The 15140-nt window shown below is 41.9% G+C and carries 16 protein-coding genes; 13 read left to right on the top strand and 3 right to left on the bottom strand.

Annotated features, from left to right (window positions below):
- Positions 1–140: 140 nt before the first annotated feature.
- Positions 141–1268: a FecR family protein gene (locus tag PDL71_RS07790; RefSeq protein WP_407527669.1), complete on the bottom strand. Its 1128-nt coding sequence runs from the start codon at positions 1266–1268 to the stop codon at positions 141–143.
- 52 nt (positions 1269–1320) lie between these two features.
- Positions 1321–1896 (bottom strand): RNA polymerase sigma-70 factor, encoded by a 576-nt coding sequence (locus tag PDL71_RS07785; protein ID WP_407527666.1) that lies wholly within the window; start codon positions 1894–1896, stop codon positions 1321–1323.
- Positions 1897–2102: 206 nt separating this feature from the next.
- Here PDL71_RS07785 and PDL71_RS07780 point away from each other — a divergent pair, with 206 nt between their 5' ends.
- Positions 2103–2927, top strand: a complete 825-nt coding sequence (locus PDL71_RS07780) for a hypothetical protein (protein ID WP_407527663.1) — start codon at positions 2103–2105, stop codon at positions 2925–2927.
- 64 nt (positions 2928–2991) lie between these two features.
- On the opposite strand, the gene PDL71_RS07775 is transcribed toward PDL71_RS07780, so the two are convergent.
- Entirely contained in the window at positions 2992–4164 is a 1173-nt protein-coding gene (locus PDL71_RS07775; RefSeq protein WP_407527660.1) for a phospholipase D-like domain-containing protein, read from the bottom strand.
- A 122-nt stretch (positions 4165–4286) separates the two neighbouring features.
- Here PDL71_RS07775 and PDL71_RS07770 point away from each other — a divergent pair, with 122 nt between their 5' ends.
- From PDL71_RS07770 to PDL71_RS07715, 12 genes are all read left to right on the top strand, one after another.
- Entirely contained in the window at positions 4287–4754 is a 468-nt protein-coding gene (locus PDL71_RS07770; protein ID WP_407527658.1) for a pyridoxamine 5'-phosphate oxidase family protein, read from the top strand.
- 15 nt (positions 4755–4769) lie between these two features.
- Complete coding sequence (locus PDL71_RS07765; protein ID WP_407527655.1) at positions 4770–5150, top strand: hypothetical protein; 381 nt, start codon at positions 4770–4772, stop codon at positions 5148–5150.
- Positions 5131–5418 (top strand): hypothetical protein, encoded by a 288-nt coding sequence (locus tag PDL71_RS07760; RefSeq protein WP_407527653.1) that lies wholly within the window; start codon positions 5131–5133, stop codon positions 5416–5418. The genes PDL71_RS07765 and PDL71_RS07760 overlap by 20 nt, the downstream gene beginning before the upstream one ends.
- Positions 5419–5538: 120 nt before the next feature.
- Positions 5539–5985 (top strand): Hsp20/alpha crystallin family protein, encoded by a 447-nt coding sequence (locus tag PDL71_RS07755; protein WP_407527650.1) that lies wholly within the window; start codon positions 5539–5541, stop codon positions 5983–5985.
- A gap of 343 nt (positions 5986–6328) precedes the next feature.
- Positions 6329–8716: a heavy metal translocating P-type ATPase gene (locus tag PDL71_RS07750; RefSeq protein ID WP_407527647.1), complete on the top strand. Its 2388-nt coding sequence runs from the start codon at positions 6329–6331 to the stop codon at positions 8714–8716.
- Positions 8717–8850: 134 nt separating this feature from the next.
- On the top strand, positions 8851–9009 hold the full coding sequence (ccoS, locus tag PDL71_RS07745) for a cbb3-type cytochrome oxidase assembly protein CcoS (RefSeq protein ID WP_407527645.1): 159 nt from the start codon (positions 8851–8853) through the stop codon (positions 9007–9009).
- A 10-nt stretch (positions 9010–9019) separates the two neighbouring features.
- The gene (ccoN, locus tag PDL71_RS07740) at positions 9020–11161 is read left to right on the top strand and encodes a cytochrome-c oxidase, cbb3-type subunit I (RefSeq protein WP_407527642.1); all 2142 of its coding nucleotides are present in this window, start codon (positions 9020–9022) and stop codon (positions 11159–11161) included.
- Positions 11162–11178: 17 nt separating this feature from the next.
- Positions 11179–11337, top strand: coding sequence for a CcoQ/FixQ family Cbb3-type cytochrome c oxidase assembly chaperone (locus PDL71_RS07735; RefSeq protein WP_407527640.1), 159 nt, complete (start codon positions 11179–11181; stop codon positions 11335–11337).
- A gap of 47 nt (positions 11338–11384) precedes the next feature.
- The gene (locus tag PDL71_RS07730) at positions 11385–12539 is read left to right on the top strand and encodes a cbb3-type cytochrome c oxidase N-terminal domain-containing protein (protein ID WP_407527637.1); all 1155 of its coding nucleotides are present in this window, start codon (positions 11385–11387) and stop codon (positions 12537–12539) included.
- Positions 12540–12547: 8 nt separating this feature from the next.
- Positions 12548–13960: a cytochrome c oxidase accessory protein CcoG gene (ccoG, locus tag PDL71_RS07725; protein WP_407527634.1), complete on the top strand. Its 1413-nt coding sequence runs from the start codon at positions 12548–12550 to the stop codon at positions 13958–13960.
- A 27-nt stretch (positions 13961–13987) separates the two neighbouring features.
- Positions 13988–14431 carry a FixH family protein gene (locus tag PDL71_RS07720; RefSeq protein ID WP_407527631.1) on the top strand — a complete coding sequence of 148 codons (444 nt, stop codon included), beginning with the start codon at positions 13988–13990 and terminating at the stop codon, positions 14429–14431.
- Positions 14431–15132: a sulfite exporter TauE/SafE family protein gene (locus PDL71_RS07715; protein ID WP_407527630.1), complete on the top strand. Its 702-nt coding sequence runs from the start codon at positions 14431–14433 to the stop codon at positions 15130–15132. Before PDL71_RS07720 ends, PDL71_RS07715 begins: the two co-directional genes overlap by 1 nt.
- The last annotated feature ends 8 nt before the right edge of the window (positions 15133–15140 follow it).

Raw genomic sequence — 15140 nt, 5'->3', positions numbered from 1 at the left:
TCAACTCAAATGACAGCGGTTTCCTGGTTAAAGAATGTACTACTTTCCAAGGGGGATGTTGCAGCATCCTCCTTTTTTATAAGAAAGCGGTTATGAAGAATTATCAGTTTGTTTCATACGCAATCGTTGTTTTGGGTGACTTAATAAATAATGACCTTTTTATCTTCAATCCGGTAATTAAATCCGGGGGTTGTAAACTTCCATGCATCCAGTGCCTGTTTTAATGACGCTGATGGTAAAGAGCCCGTAAGACGCTCTAACTCTAATTGGTTGTTTTTAAATTCAAACTCCACATCATACCAACGCTCCAGTTTCACGGCAATGTCTTTAAATGATTCATCATTAAAACTCAGTTGGTTTTTAACCCATGCTGCTTCTGTAGCCACCGGTGATCCATTGATATAATTGAGCTTTTCAACCGCCACCTTGGGTATGCTGCCAAAAGATTTAAGATCGCTGCTGCTTCGCTTGGTTGTATTCACCACATCTCCCGGCTTATAAAGAATGAGTTTTTCATTGGGCTTGAGCAGGTATGATTTAGAAGGATCATTTTTAAGATACACCTGCACGCTTCCATGTATCAAACTGGTTTCTACTGTGGCGTCATCAGGGTACGCTTTTACATTAAACTCTGTACCCAGCACTTTTACATCAATGCTTGAGGTATGAATAATAAAAGGACGTTTGGGATTACGAGTTACATCAAAATAAGCTTCACCGGTTAAAGTAACCTCCCGCTTATCAGCCTTACTCATCATGTTCTGGTAGGATAATTTACTGCCGCTGTTAAGCCAAACCGTTGAACCATCCGGCAACACCAGTTTTGTTTTGGAAGCTTTTTTGGTTTCTACTACACCCTGTGTTGCCGCTTTCTTTTCAGGCACCTGTACCAGGTCTGTTTTGCGGGCCGGCTGCCTTACAACAAAGTAAGCAGTTGTTATAACTAATAAAGCCAGTAATGAAAACACAAGAAGTTTACGGCCGGAGAAACGGGTTGATGGATGAAGACCTGCTTCCTCTGTTACTGAAATTGCGGCGCCGGGTTCAATGCCCAGCTTTTTCATTTTGGAATGATGCAGTAAATAGGTTGCTTCCAGGTAGTCGGTGTCGGCTTCAGGTTCCGTATGCCAGAACTGCTCCAGGAGCTGCAGTTCATAATGAAGCAGCGAACCTTCCTGCTGCAGGAGTTCTAACTCCTTCAGCTCCTCGGGGCTTGCTTCACCGTTCAGTTTACGGGCAACCAAATGCCAGATTTTATCCTTTGTCATAAGCGTTATAAGTGCAGGAGTACAAAAACAGAAAAATCCCCTAAAGATAATTTCACTTTTTTTTGCGGATGGTACTGCCAATGGCAGCCCCTATTTTTTTAAGGGCAATGGAGAGTTGATGATCTACCGTTTTTACGGAGATATTGAGCAGGGAAGCAATATCCTTATACTTCATTTTGTCTTCCTTGGCCAGTTTAAAAATCAAACGGGCACGGGGCGGCAAGTGATGAATAGCCGATTCGATGGAACGGACAGCTTCAGCAGAAAGCATTTGATGTTCCGGCGAGAGATAGCTGGAATCCAGTTCAATATTCAACTCATCAATGGAAATGGATGTTGATTTCAGTTGCTGCTTAAGTTTTCGTACAGAGTTGTTTTTAACCGCTATAAAAAGATACAAACGCAGATCGCTGATTTCGCCGATACGGGAACGCTGGTTCCAGAGTTGAATAAAAACATCTGATACAATTTCTTCAGCCGTTTCCCTTGATTGAACGATGGAGGCTGCAAAACGGGTGAGCGATGAAAACAGCATCATAAAAATTTCTTTATACGCTGCTTCATCTTCATAAACTGCCAGCCGGCGCTGCAGTTCTTCTAACCGTCCGTATGATAAATCGTGGGCCAATGCAATCAATAATCAGGTTCAAATTACCAGTATTTTTTTGAAACCAAAAAAAACTTTCTGTTCATCTGCGTGAAAACGAATGTTTTATCGGCAATAAAACGCAGCGCAAAAAACAAGTACTACTGATGAAGATCACCCACGTTCCTCTCCGCCATCATCATCACTGGCATACTGATTGTTGAACTTTAACTTCTAAACATATGGTTATGAAAAAGGTGCTACTGATGTTTGATGGTGCTCATTTTTCAAAGGGCGCTTTTGATTTTGTACGCCAGTTGAATAACCTGGAACATGTATTGGTAACCGGTGTATTTCTGCCGCAGAGTATTGCTTCTTCTTTATGGAGCTATACAGATGCCATGACCGGAACCGTACTGGTGCCGGTACTTCCTGAAACTGATCCCGCCGTTCTTACAGCCTGTAAAACAGAATTTGAAACCCGCTGTCAAAAGAGTGGTATTGAGTACAGGGTTCATGAAGATGCGTACGATTTTGCCTTGCCTGAACTGATCACCGAATCAAGATTTGCCGACCTGCTGGTAATAGGCAGTGAATCTTTTTATGAAAGTCATGAAGAAGGCATCAACGAATACCTCCAGGAGGTATTGCAAAAAGTTGAATGCCCCGTAATTGTTGTACCCGAAACTTTTGAATTCCCAAACACCACCGTACTCAGTTATGATGGCTCTGCATCTTCCGTGTATGCCATCAAACAGTTTGCTTACCTGTTTCCGGAGTTGAGCCGGCAACCCACGCTGTTAGTGTATGCACATGAGGACGACAAAATTGAATTCCCCCATGAAAACAATATTGAAGAATTAGCTGCCCGTCATTTCCAGGATCTCACCATGATGAAACTGGAAATTAACCCCACTAAGTATTTTGCTGCGTGGATGAATAATAAAGAAGGAGCCATCCTTGTGGCGGGCGCTTATGGAAGAAGTACAATTTCTCAAGTGCTGCGTAAGAGCTTTATCAAAAGCATTATCGGAGCACACAAAATACCTGTATTCATAGCACACAGGTCTTGATTTGGTTGGTTAGAAAGCCCCGATTCTTCGGGGCTTTTCCTTTTATTGATGGTGGCGAAAACAACTACTCTTTTTGTTTGAAATAAAAAGTAAACAGGAAAAAGATAAAACGGAATAATACATAACTGCCCCACTGCACCATGCGTTGCCATCGGTTAAATTTCATTTCATAACTCTCTGTTGTAACCGGCACACAATCTTCTTCCATCAACTGCTTTAAAACAGCTTTTGTTTCAATGGCAAATGGTTTACTCAGCACATCAAGATTCAATTCAATGCTGGCATAGGCACTGATGTTATTGATATTGTAAGAACCTACGGTAACCAATACATCATCACACAAACTCAGCTTTCCATGCAACACAGATGGCTGGTACTCATAAATTCGAACACCTCGTTTGAGCAACCACCGGTACAGATAACGTTCTGCATTTTTTGAAAGAGTAATATCACTGTTACCTGCCGTAATCACTTCTATCTGCACACCACGCTGAAGGGCCCGTTCAATATGTTTACGAAATACCCTGCCGGGCAAAAAATAACTGGAGAGAATAGTTATAGATGATTTTGCATGACGGAACATTTCAAGATAGGTACGGCTGATTTGATTTTTACGATACACCCAGTCGTTACGTCGCACACGAACCAGGTAGGATGATGTGTCAGACTTAGTTGAAAAAGTTTTAACGGAAGTTTTCTTCTTAAAAAGTTGCGGCGTATTCCACACTTCTTTACAAACCTGCTCCAACTGAGCACTGGCTTCACCCTCTGCATACAAAGCCCAATCCAGCCAAGCTTTCTCATCGGGCATATCATTGTAACGGTTACTGATGTTGATGCCGCCCACAAGACTTCGTAAACCATCCGCTACAAATACTTTATGATGCAGCCTTCTGCCAAAATAAAAATTCCGGTTTTTAAAAAAAGGTTCAAACTCTTTAAACTCAACTCCCTTTCGTTGCAGCCGCTCTACAAAGGCGTCTGAAAGTTCTTTGGAAGCATAAGCATCTACCATTAATTGTACCGTTACTCCCCGCTGTGCTGCATTGATAAGCGCTGCTCCTATTTCCATTCCTGTTTCATCATCCTCAAAAATGTAAGTCTGCAAATGAATAGAGGTAACAGCCGTATCAATTAATTGCTGCAGTAAATCAAAATACGCTTTACCGCCACGTATAAGTTGTACCTGTGAGCAGGCATATACCGGATGCAGGAATGGTGGGGCCGTTTGCAGCATCAGCTAATTTACGCTTTGAAGTTTGATAGTTACACATTAACTGACAGGCATCAAGCTACCTGTTGACCCCACTCATAACCAAAGACTCCCGTACAGTGTAGTTTTAACTTTCAAACAAAACCATGCTGGGTATTTTAAAACCGGAAGAAATTGAAGAAGTGCTGCTGCAGGCAACAGTAGGCCGCATCGGCTGTTGCAAAGAGGGCAAAACCTATGTAGTGCCCATCAACTATGTATATGATGGAAAATATGTGATTGCTCATTCCGTAGAAGGTGAAAAGATTTTTTTAATGCGTAACAACCCGCTGGTTTGTTTTGAAGTAGAACAGATAAAAGATAACTGCAACTGGAAAACCGTCATCAGTTGGGGAAGCTATCATGAAATTACAGATGAACGGGAGCGCTATGAAGCAATGAAATTATTTGTAGAGCGAATGATGAAACTGAAAGTAAGCACAACAGCTCACCCACCTGAAAACAAACCCGCAAGGCATTTAACCACAAAGCAAACAGTAAGAGCCGTGATATACCGCATCCTTTTAACAGAAAAAACAGGACGCTTTGAAAAAGAAGGAAACGATTCTATGTGATGTAAAAAAATGAGTATGGAACAAACATGGACCAAAGCAGAAGAACTGGGCAAAACCATCCGGGAGTATATTAACAACCGCACCGATCAGTTAAAACTTACTGCCGCCGAAAAAACAGCCGTGTTAGTATCGCTGCTGCTGGCAGCCATGATCATCGCTGCATTTTTTGTGTTTGCAGTTTTGTTTCTTGCCATTGCTCTTTCTGTGTACATGGGTGAAATTTTTGGAGCGCTTTACTTTGGCTTTTTATTTACTGCCGCTGTTATTTTAGTGTTGGGTATGATCGTTTGGATCTTCAGAAAACAGATGATTCAATACCCGTTAATGAATGCGCTGCTCAAACATTTATTTACAGAAGAAGAACAGGAGGAAAATGATGAAGAAGATTCAATCTGATAAGCAGTTACAAAAGAAAAAAAAGCAACTCCGCAAACGGCAGCAGGAGCTGGAGTTGCTGATGCATGCCCATTGGATTGAACTCAAACACAGCTTCAAACCAAAAAATATTGCAGGTGAATTTATTGCTGCAGCTTTTCAGAAAAATACTGACAGTAATGAAAACACTATTGCAGACGCCTTGAGTCAACTGGCGGCAGCCGCCACTAAAGCAGCCGTAGAACAGGCGCAGGAATGGCTGGCTGAACGAATGAATAAAAAGCATTAAGCTGCTTTTGACTTTCCTCAATCATTCATGTGACAATTGTCATAGGATTCCCTTTGTGCCTAGCTGTAGCTTTAAGCCGTTATTATTTAGGTTCTTAACAATCCTAAAAAGGAGGTGTATATGGCAACAAAAGCTCTCGAGAGAACCGGAAAACTGCCTGTATTTTTTGATGATTTTTTCAAACCCTGGAATGAATGGTTTGATAATGGCAGTACTATTTTCAACCGTATGCTTACTGTACCGGCAGTAAACGTAACCGAAACCAAAGAAAACTTTATGGTAACACTGGCCGTACCGGGAATGAAGAAAGAGGATTTTGACATCAGAATGGACGGAAACATGCTCACCATCAGCTGTGAGAAGGAAGAAACCAAAGAAGAGAAAGAAATGGAATTCAACCGCAAAGAGTACAACTATTCATCTTTCAGCCGCAGCTTTACCCTGCCGGAAGAAGTGATGAAAGAAAAAATTGATGCGGTATATGAAAACGGCGAATTGAAACTCATGTTACCCAAAACAGAAAAAGCAAGAATCACAGAAACAGGTAAACACATACCTGTGAAGTAGTGAACAAGCTGGTGATTGATGATGAACGGCCCCGCTTTTAAGCGGGGCTTTTTCTTGGTCGGCACGGTTATAAACCGTCAGACCATGGAAAAAAATACGCTTCAAAAAATATAACCCTGACTTTTAAGTGAGGGGCAAAAAATAAAAAGGTTTGACTTTAGCCTTGACATGATCAGAGCTAATCATCTTAAGAATTTAAGGCTAAAGCCAATTTCCAACTCTTGTAACCCTGTCTTAAAAGTGAGGGTTAATGAATGCTACAATGCCATAGTGAGTATTGTCATTTTCGCTATTGACTTTCATCAGCATACACTGCTTCCTCAAAATCTATTTTGCAGCCGCTATGCATACAACTACCAACCAGGTGCAATGCTACCACTGCGGCGAAGAAGTGTTGACGGCTGTTCGTTTTGATGAAAAAACGTTTTGCTGCCAGGGCTGTAAATCCGTTTACTCCATTCTTAATAAAAGCGGGCTTTGTGAGTATTACAACCTGAACGAGCAACCCGGCACTAATCTTCAAAAAGAAATCAGAACTGATAAATTCCTGTTCCTGGAAGACAAAACCATTCAACAAAAGCTCATTCAATTTCAGGACGCATCACAAACACATATCACCTTTTACCTGCCGCAAATGCATTGCAGCAGTTGTTTGTACCTGTTGGAAAACCTGCACCGCATTAATCCGCATGTCATTTCATCCCGTGTCAATTTCCCGGCCAAAGAAGTAACAGTTGTTTTTAATCACAATGAACTTGCATTGAGCAAACTGGCTACATTGCTCAGTTCAGTAGGTTATGAACCTTACATCAGCCTGCACGACCTGGAACATAAAAAACCGGCCTTCCCCAAATCGATGATTTATCAATTGGGCGTAGCAGGTTTTGCATTTGCCAATATTATGTTACTCAGTTTTCCAGAGTACTTAGGTTTTGAAGGCGACGAACAGGCATTGCAATCCACCTTCAGAATACTGAATATCATTCTTGCACTACCTGTATTACTTTACAGTTCCCAGCCATTTTTTGAAAGTGCGTGGAAAGGGCTCCGTAATAAATTCCTGAACATTGATGCGCCCGTCGCCTTAGCAATTCTGATCACCTTTTTCCGCAGTTTGTATGAGGTTTATAATGATATCAGTGCCGGGTATTTTGACAGTATGACGGGTATTGTATTCTTCATGCTCGTGGGCCGCATTCTTCAGAATAAAACATACCAGCAACTTTCATTTGAACGGGATTACACTTCTTATTTTCCTTTAGCAGTTACAGTCATTAAAAATGATCTTGAAACACCGGTAGCATTACCACAGGTAAAAGTGAATGACACTTTATTAATTCATCATGATGAAATTATTCCGGCTGATGGTATTCTTACCCGTGGTAAAGCCTTGATTGATTACAGTTTTGTAACCGGCGAAAGTGTACCTGTAGTAAAAGAAATGGGTGAAATTATTTATGCAGGTGGCCGGCAAACCGGCAGCAATATTGAACTGCTTACCATAAAAGAAGTAACTCAAAGCTATCTCACCCAACTCTGGAACAAAGAAGGTGATAAAAAAGCAGGTGAAGAACAAAAATCATTTGTGCATGCACTCAGCCGCTGGTTTACCTGGGTTGTGCTGGCACTGGCAGCAGCAGGAGCGCTTTACTGGAGTTTTTACGACAGCACCAAAGCATGGAATGTAATCACCACAGTACTTATTGTTGCCTGCCCCTGTGCTTTATTGCTGAGTAACAGTTTTACCAATGGTAATATCATTCGCCTGTTAAGCCGTAGAAAACTCTACCTGCGCAATGCACAGGTAATAGAAGATATGGCCGCTGTTGATCATATTGTATTTGATAAAACAGGAACCCTCACCAGTGCCAACAAACAGGATATTGAATTTTCGGGAGAAGTGTTGACGAATGAACAAAAGGAACAAATCAGCGCTCTTGCAGCTCAATCTACACATCCGTTGAGTAAAGCATTAGTGCAGCACCTGGGGCGCAGCAGAACTACATCTGTTTCTGATTTTCGTGAAACCCCGGGCAAAGGCATTGAAGGTGTTGTTAGAAATGAGAAAGTAGTATTGGGCTCCTCTCCTGTTACTACGGACCAACAGGATAACCGCACAAAAGTGCATGCAGTGATCAATGATGATTACCTGGGATATTTTGTATTCAGCAATCACTACCGGGAGCAACTGGAACCCATGATTGATTCGTTGAGAAAAGAATTCCGCTTATCCATCATCAGTGGTGATAGCAATGCGGAACAACTGCATCTCCAGCATTTATTCGGCGCCGGAACCAAACTTCTGTTTCAGCAACAGCCGCATCAAAAGCTCAACTATATTCATCAATTGCAAAGCAAAAATCAAAAAGTGCTGATGATTGGCGATGGGCTCAATGATGCCGGTGCCCTGCAGCAAAGCAATGTGGGCATTGCCGTAACAGAAGACACCAATAATTTTACGCCTGCCAGTGATGCCGTGCTGGATGCCCGGCAGTTGCACCTGCTGCCATCGTTTATAAAACTTTGCAAAGCCAATAAACAAATCATCCTGGCAGCCTTCATTTTATCAATCGTATATAATGTTGTGGGATTATTCTTTGCCTTGCAGGGCGTGTTATCACCACTGGTTGCTGCCATCTTAATGCCCTCCAGTTCCATCAGTATTTTACTCATCACCTTCGGCAGCAGCAGTTTGTTAGGCAAATGGTTACTGCCCGCAATGAAGACGTAAATAACTGAACATCTGTTCACTGCAAACCTTTGCAATCACACATGCGCTGATAAATATCATTGATGGCTTTGATACCCATCACTGTAGCCCTCACCTGCTGAAAATAGTTTTGCCTCGTACTAAAAACGCACCACATGAGTGTAATTATCATACTTCTCATTGCCAGCATCAGTGTTGCCGCACTGTTCCTGGTAGCGTTCATCTGGAGCATCCGTAATGGCCAGATGGATGACGATTACTCACCTCCCCGCAGAATTCTCTTTGACGATACAATTCAAAAACCTAAATCTTAAAACGAACCATATGCAAATGGAAAAATTCGCTTATGACAACCGGATCGTAAAAAACTTCGCCATCGCCACTGCAATTTGGGGATTGGTAGGTATGATTGTCGGTTTATGGGTAGCCCTTCAGTTCTACCTGCCACAAACATCCCTCAACTTTCCGGGTACAACTTTCGGACGTCTTCGCCCCATTCACACCAATGCAGTGATTTTTGCTTTTGTGGGCAACAGTATGTTCATGGGTGTGTACTACTCCCTGCAACGCTTGTGTAAAGCAAGAATGTTCAGTGATGTACTCAGTAAAATTCATTTCTGGGGCTGGCAGTTGATTATTGTATTGGCAGCTGTTACTTTATTTTCTGGTTATACCACCGGTAAAGAATATGCAGAGCTGGAGTGGCCGATTGATATTCTCATCACCCTCATCTGGGTTGTGTTTGGTATTAACATGTTTGGTACGATCATCAAGAGGAGAGAAAGTCATTTGTATGTGGCTATCTGGTTTTACATCGCTACCTGGATTACCGTTGCCATGCTGCACATTGTAAACTCTATTGAACTTCCGTTCAGTTGGATGAAGAGTTACAGCTGGTATGCCGGTGTGCAGGATGCATTGGTACAGTGGTGGTATGGTCATAATGCGGTTGCCTTCTTTTTAACTACTCCCATTTTAGGTTTGATGTATTACTTCTTGCCGAAGGCAGCAAATCGTCCCGTATATTCTTATCGTCTTTCCATCATACACTTCTGGGCATTGATCTTTTTGTACATCTGGGCAGGCCCGCACCATTTGCTGTATACGGCATTGCCTGATTGGGCACAATCACTCGGCACAGTATTCAGTGTGATGTTGATTGCACCCAGCTGGGGCGGTATGCTCAATGGTTTGTTTACACTGCGTGGCGCCTGGGATAAAGTACGTGAAGAACCGATGTTGAAATTCTTTGTAGTAGCCATTACCTGTTATGGTATGAGTACGTTTGAAGGCCCGATGCTGAGTTTGAAAAACGTAAATGCCATTGCTCACTTCACTGACTGGATTATTGCACACGTACATATCGGAGGCTTAGGCTGGAACGGATTTATGGCCTTTGGTATTTTGTATTGGTTATTCCCTAAAATGTGGGGCACCAAACTTTACTCTACACGTCTTGCGAACAACCACTTCTGGTTAGGAACAATCGGTATTGTTATCTATGCCATTCCTTTATACTGGGCAGGTTTTGCACAGGCTGATATGTGGAAACAGTTTACAGAAGAAGGTTTAATCAAATTCCAGTTCCTTGAAACTGTGAACAGTATCATACCCATGTACATTGCCAGGAGTATAGGTGGCACTTTATACATCATTGGTGCCATTATGATGGTGTACAACCTTTATAAAACAGCCGCATCCGGTTCCTTTATTGCCAATGAAGAAGCAGAAGCTCCTGCTCTTGAAAAAGCAGCTTCTCACGGAAAAGAATACTGGCATCGTGTGATTGAACGCAAACCTGTAATGATGCTGGTACTGAGTTTAATCATCGTAGCAATAGGTGGTCTGCTCGAATTGATTCCCACCTTCCTGGTGAAAGAGAATGTACCCACCATTGCAGCCGTAAAACCATATACACCACTGGAGTTACAGGGAAGAGATATTTACATCAGAGAAGGATGTTATACCTGTCACTCACAAATGGTTCGTCCGTTCCGTGATGAAGTAGCACGTTATGGTGAATATTCCAAAGCCGGTGAGTTTGTGTATGATCATCCGTTCCAATGGGGCAGTAAACGTACAGGACCGGACTTAGCAAGAGAAGGAACTGATAAATTGAAAAAATCAGATTCCTGGCATTATAATCACCTAATGGAACCAACATTGATGAGCCCGGGTTCTGTAATGCCACGTTATGTTTGGTTGCTGGATAATGACCTCGATACTACCAGCACTCCTGCTAAAATAAGAGCGATGCAAACTTTAGGCGTTCCTTACCCTGAAGGATATGATAAAATCGCCAACAAAGATCTGATGACACAGGCCAACGGTATCCGTATTAATTTAAAAATTGACAAGATTGAAACTCCTGCCAATAAAGAAATCATTGCTGTGATTGCTTACCTGCAACGCCTGGGCAAGGACATTCAAACAGAAAGCAAAAACAAAACAGCATCTATTCAATAACACGCAAACAGTAAGAAATGAAATTCATTCACTATCTCGAAAAAATAAGCGATGTAAGCATTTATGGTCTTACCTCCTTTATGATCTTTTTCATCTTCTTCTGCGCCGTGTTAACATGGGTGTGGAAGAGTGACAGTAAAGAGCTGAAAAAAATCAGCCGTATTCCATTAGACTAACTCATAAAAATATAAACAACATGTTCAGTTTAAAAAACCCAAGATATATGAAGCATCTCCTGCTGATGCTGTTGTTGCTGCCCTTATCAGCAGCAGTAATGGCACAAACTGCTTCCGCTGCCGGCAGTGCTGTTCCTCCTTCTGTTTGGAGTAACCCGCTGGCACTTGCTATGCTGGCAATCATTCTCGTATTACTGCTCGTAATCGCCTTACTGGCGAATGTAGTATTAGGAACTGCAGAATGGTATTTCAAAAAAGAAACCGGCAGTGTAACAACTAAAGCAATTGCCCTGCTGATAAGCTTAGGATTACCGGCGCTCAGTTTTGCTCAGGAAACGGCAACAACTGTTGCGGCTCCTGTAAGCTATGGCGGACTTTCATCAACCACCTTCTTTTTATTGCTTGCAGTAATTGGTGTGGAATTGGTAGTGATCCTCGTGCTTGCATTTTTTGTTCGTTCCTTTCTTACAAAAGAAAAAGCAAAGCTTGCAGTGGCAGTAGAAACAGCTGTGCAAAAAGAAACCAACTGGCAGCAATTGTGGGACAAACTCAACAGTTTTCGTCCCATTACAGAAGAATCAAAAATTGACATGGGTCATAGTTATGATGGCATCCGTGAATTAAATAACCGTTTGCCGGGCTGGTGGTTGTATGGCTTTTATGCTACCATTCTTTTCTCCGCTATTTATTTATGGCGTTATCATGTAACACATACCGCACCATTGAGTGAAGAGGAATTAAAAATTGCAATGGTAAAAGGTGAAGAACAGAAAGCTGCCTTCCTTGCAAAAGCAGCCAACCTGGTAGATGAAAACACCATCACCTATAAAAAAGAGGATGCTGCTATCAGTGCCGGTGGCGCCATATTTAAGCAAACCTGCGCTGCCTGTCATGGCCCTGAAGGACAGGGAAATACCGTAGGCCCCAATCTTACGGATGAATACTGGATACATGGCGGCAGCATCAAAGACATTTTTAAAACCATCAAATACGGCTATCCTGAAAAAGGAATGCAAAGCTGGAAAGATCAGTACTCACCGGTACAGATGGCACAGTTAGCAACATACGTAAAATCATTACAGGGCAGTAACCCGCCCAATCCCAAAGCACCACAAGGTGATTTGTATAAAGAAAATGCAACAGCCCCTGCTGCTGACTCTACCAAAGCACCGGATAGTACTTCAACCGCTAAAATGAATTGATTTTGGAAATGCAGGCAATAGATAAAAAGAAAGAAGTGAATGAATCGTTTCGTGATCGTATTGCAACTGTTGATGCAAAAGGAAAACGCAACTGGGTGTATGCACAAAAGCCAAAAGGCCGTTTGTACAATGCCAGAACTATTGTAAGTCTTTTTTTCTTTGGCATTTTTATGGCGCTGCCGTTTATCTATGTAAACGGCAGACCCTTGTTTCTTTTTAATATTCCCAAAGCAAAGTTCATCATTCTGGGTAAAGTATTCTGGCCGCAGGATTTTTTCATCTTCGGCATTACCATGGTGGCCTTTGTGGTGTTCATTGTTTTGTTTACAGCAGCCTTTGGCCGTTTGTTCTGCGGATGGGTATGCCCGCAAACCAATTTCATGGAAATGCTTTTCCGCAGGATTGAGTATGCCATTGAAGGTGATGCACCGCAGCAAAAAGCATTGGCCAAAAGCGAATGGAACAGTACAAAGATTGTTAAGAAAGCACTCAAGCACTTTGTGTTTTACTTGATTTCATTTGTTATTGCCAATTATTTTTTAGCATACATAATAGGTGTTGAAGAATTATGGGCGATGATGAAAAGCCCTTTTACCAACCTGGGAACATTGGCAGGATTGATTGTTTTTACCTATGTATTCTACGCTGTATATGCTTTCTTCCGGGAGCAGGCCTGTACAGTAGTTTGTCCTTATGGAAGGTTACAGGGTGTTTTGCTGGATAAAAACTCAGTAGTGGTTGCATATGATTACAAACGGGGTGAAACAAGAGCAAAGTTTAAAAAGAATGAAGAACGTGCAGCCGGCGATTGTATTGACTGCCACCAGTGTGTGAAAGTATGCCCTACCGGTATTGACATCCGCAACGGCACACAATTGGAATGTATTAACTGTACTGCCTGTATTGATGCCTGCGATCATATGATGGAAAGTGTAGGTTTTAAAAAAGGTCTTATACGATTTGCCAGCGAAAACAATATTGCCAGTGGTGAAAAACAACATTACACTACAAGAATGAAGTTGTACACTGTATTACTCATTGGCTTGTTGGGTTTATTAGGTGTAATGATCTTTTCATTAAAAGATGTGAAGGCTACTGTAATACGTACACCCGGCATGCTCTTCCAGGAAGTGGGCAAAGACAGTATTTCCAATCTGTACAATATTAAAGTGGTGAATAAAACCATGAAACCCATTCCGCTTACTGTAAAATTAGAAAGCGGCAACGGCACTGTAAAAATGGTGGGCGACTTTATACACGTACAAAAAGAAGGACAGGGAGCAGGTGCTTTTTTTGTGATACTGAACAATCAATCCATAAAAGAACGTAAAACAGAAATCAAACTCGGACTCTATGAAGGCAACCGGAAAATAAGTGATGTAACCACTAATTTCCTTGGACCCATATACAGCGGAGAATAACTGATTATAAAAATTAAAACGAATAACATGACACTCAACTGGGGACATAAAATAACCATCGTACTCATCCTGTTCGGCGTACTCATGTTTACCTTGGTGTACAAAAGCATTAAAACTGATTTTCAGTTAGTGAGTAAAGATTATTACAAAGATGAACTGCAATACCAACAGGTGATAGATGGCAGCAATAATGCCAACGCCTTAACAACTGAACTTACACTCGTACAAACAGATACAGGCATCAGCATACAATTTCCACAGGAGATGAAAGGAAAATTACTACAGGGTGAAATCTGGTTTTATTGCTCCTATGATGAGCATAAGGATTTGCGGTTGAAAATTGATGTAACTAATGAAGCCGTTCAGCTCATTGAACCGGAACGCCTGGCAGCAGCTACCTATACTGTTAAAACCAGTTGGAAAGCAGATGGTAATCCATATTATAACGAACAAAGTTTTACTGTAAAATAATGCTTGTAACAACCATCATAGCCGGATTTACATTGGGGCTCTTCGGCAGCCTGCATTGCGTGGGCATGTGTGGACCGCTGGCACTGGCATTACCGGCACCGTTTGCTAAACGAAACATACAAATAACTTCTTCTCTTTTTTATAATGCAGGAAGAGTGGTTACTTATAGTTTGCTGGGTTTACTGTTTGGATTGATTGGCAAGAGTTTCAGTTTAATCGGCTTTCAACAATTGTTTTCCATTATTGCAGGAAGCAGTATGCTCATACTTACGGTGCTTTACTTTGTTTTCAAACAAAGTTATCAGCCACGCTGGTTCCAGGATTTTACATGGAAAATACAGTCTTTCATTGCAACTACACTTCAAAAGCAAAGCGGCTCCTTCTGGGTGGGCATGGCCAATGGTCTTTTACCCTGCGGCATGGTGTATGCGGCTATTGCAGGCGCACTGGTGAGTAACAGCATTACAAACGCTACTGTTTTTATGGCTTCTTTTGGTTTAGCTACAGTGCCGGCGCTGCTCTTATTGATGTTGTTTGGATCAGGCATACCAATGCATGTGCGTTTAAAACTGAGAAAGCTTACACCAATTGTAATGATGGCAGTAGCGGCCCTGCTCATATTAAGAGGTATGAACTTAGGCATTCCTTATATCAGTCCTCAATTTCAAACAGCGGCAGCAGAAACGATACATTGTCATTAACAGTATTA

This window comes from Lacibacter sp. MH-610 (genome assembly GCF_045780045.1).
Classification (GTDB): Bacteria; Bacteroidota; Bacteroidia; order Chitinophagales; family Chitinophagaceae; genus Lacibacter.
This window is presented reverse-complemented; position numbering and strand designations above follow the sequence as displayed.

Coding starts and splice junctions, on each gene's coding strand:
- PDL71_RS07735 (WP_407527640.1), top strand. CDS start 11,179: ATGAAATTCATTCACTATCTCGAAAAAATAAGCGATGTAAGCATTTAT.
- PDL71_RS07715 (WP_407527630.1), top strand. CDS start 14,431: ATGCTTGTAACAACCATCATAGCCGGATTTACATTGGGGCTCTTCGGC.
- PDL71_RS07755 (WP_407527650.1), top strand. CDS start 5,539: ATGGCAACAAAAGCTCTCGAGAGAACCGGAAAACTGCCTGTATTTTTT.
- PDL71_RS07720 (WP_407527631.1), top strand. CDS start 13,988: ATGACACTCAACTGGGGACATAAAATAACCATCGTACTCATCCTGTTC.
- ccoG (WP_407527634.1), top strand. CDS start 12,548: ATGCAGGCAATAGATAAAAAGAAAGAAGTGAATGAATCGTTTCGTGAT.
- PDL71_RS07770 (WP_407527658.1), top strand. CDS start 4,287: ATGCTGGGTATTTTAAAACCGGAAGAAATTGAAGAAGTGCTGCTGCAG.
- PDL71_RS07775 (WP_407527660.1), bottom strand. CDS start 4,164: ATGCTGCAAACGGCCCCACCATTCCTGCATCCGGTATATGCCTGCTCA.
- ccoS (WP_407527645.1), top strand. CDS start 8,851: ATGAGTGTAATTATCATACTTCTCATTGCCAGCATCAGTGTTGCCGCA.
- PDL71_RS07730 (WP_407527637.1), top strand. CDS start 11,385: ATGAAGCATCTCCTGCTGATGCTGTTGTTGCTGCCCTTATCAGCAGCA.
- PDL71_RS07765 (WP_407527655.1), top strand. CDS start 4,770: ATGGAACAAACATGGACCAAAGCAGAAGAACTGGGCAAAACCATCCGG.
- PDL71_RS07790 (WP_407527669.1), bottom strand. CDS start 1,268: ATGACAAAGGATAAAATCTGGCATTTGGTTGCCCGTAAACTGAACGGT.
- PDL71_RS07780 (WP_407527663.1), top strand. CDS start 2,103: ATGAAAAAGGTGCTACTGATGTTTGATGGTGCTCATTTTTCAAAGGGC.
- PDL71_RS07760 (WP_407527653.1), top strand. CDS start 5,131: ATGAAGAAGATTCAATCTGATAAGCAGTTACAAAAGAAAAAAAAGCAA.
- ccoN (WP_407527642.1), top strand. CDS start 9,020: ATGCAAATGGAAAAATTCGCTTATGACAACCGGATCGTAAAAAACTTC.
- PDL71_RS07750 (WP_407527647.1), top strand. CDS start 6,329: ATGCATACAACTACCAACCAGGTGCAATGCTACCACTGCGGCGAAGAA.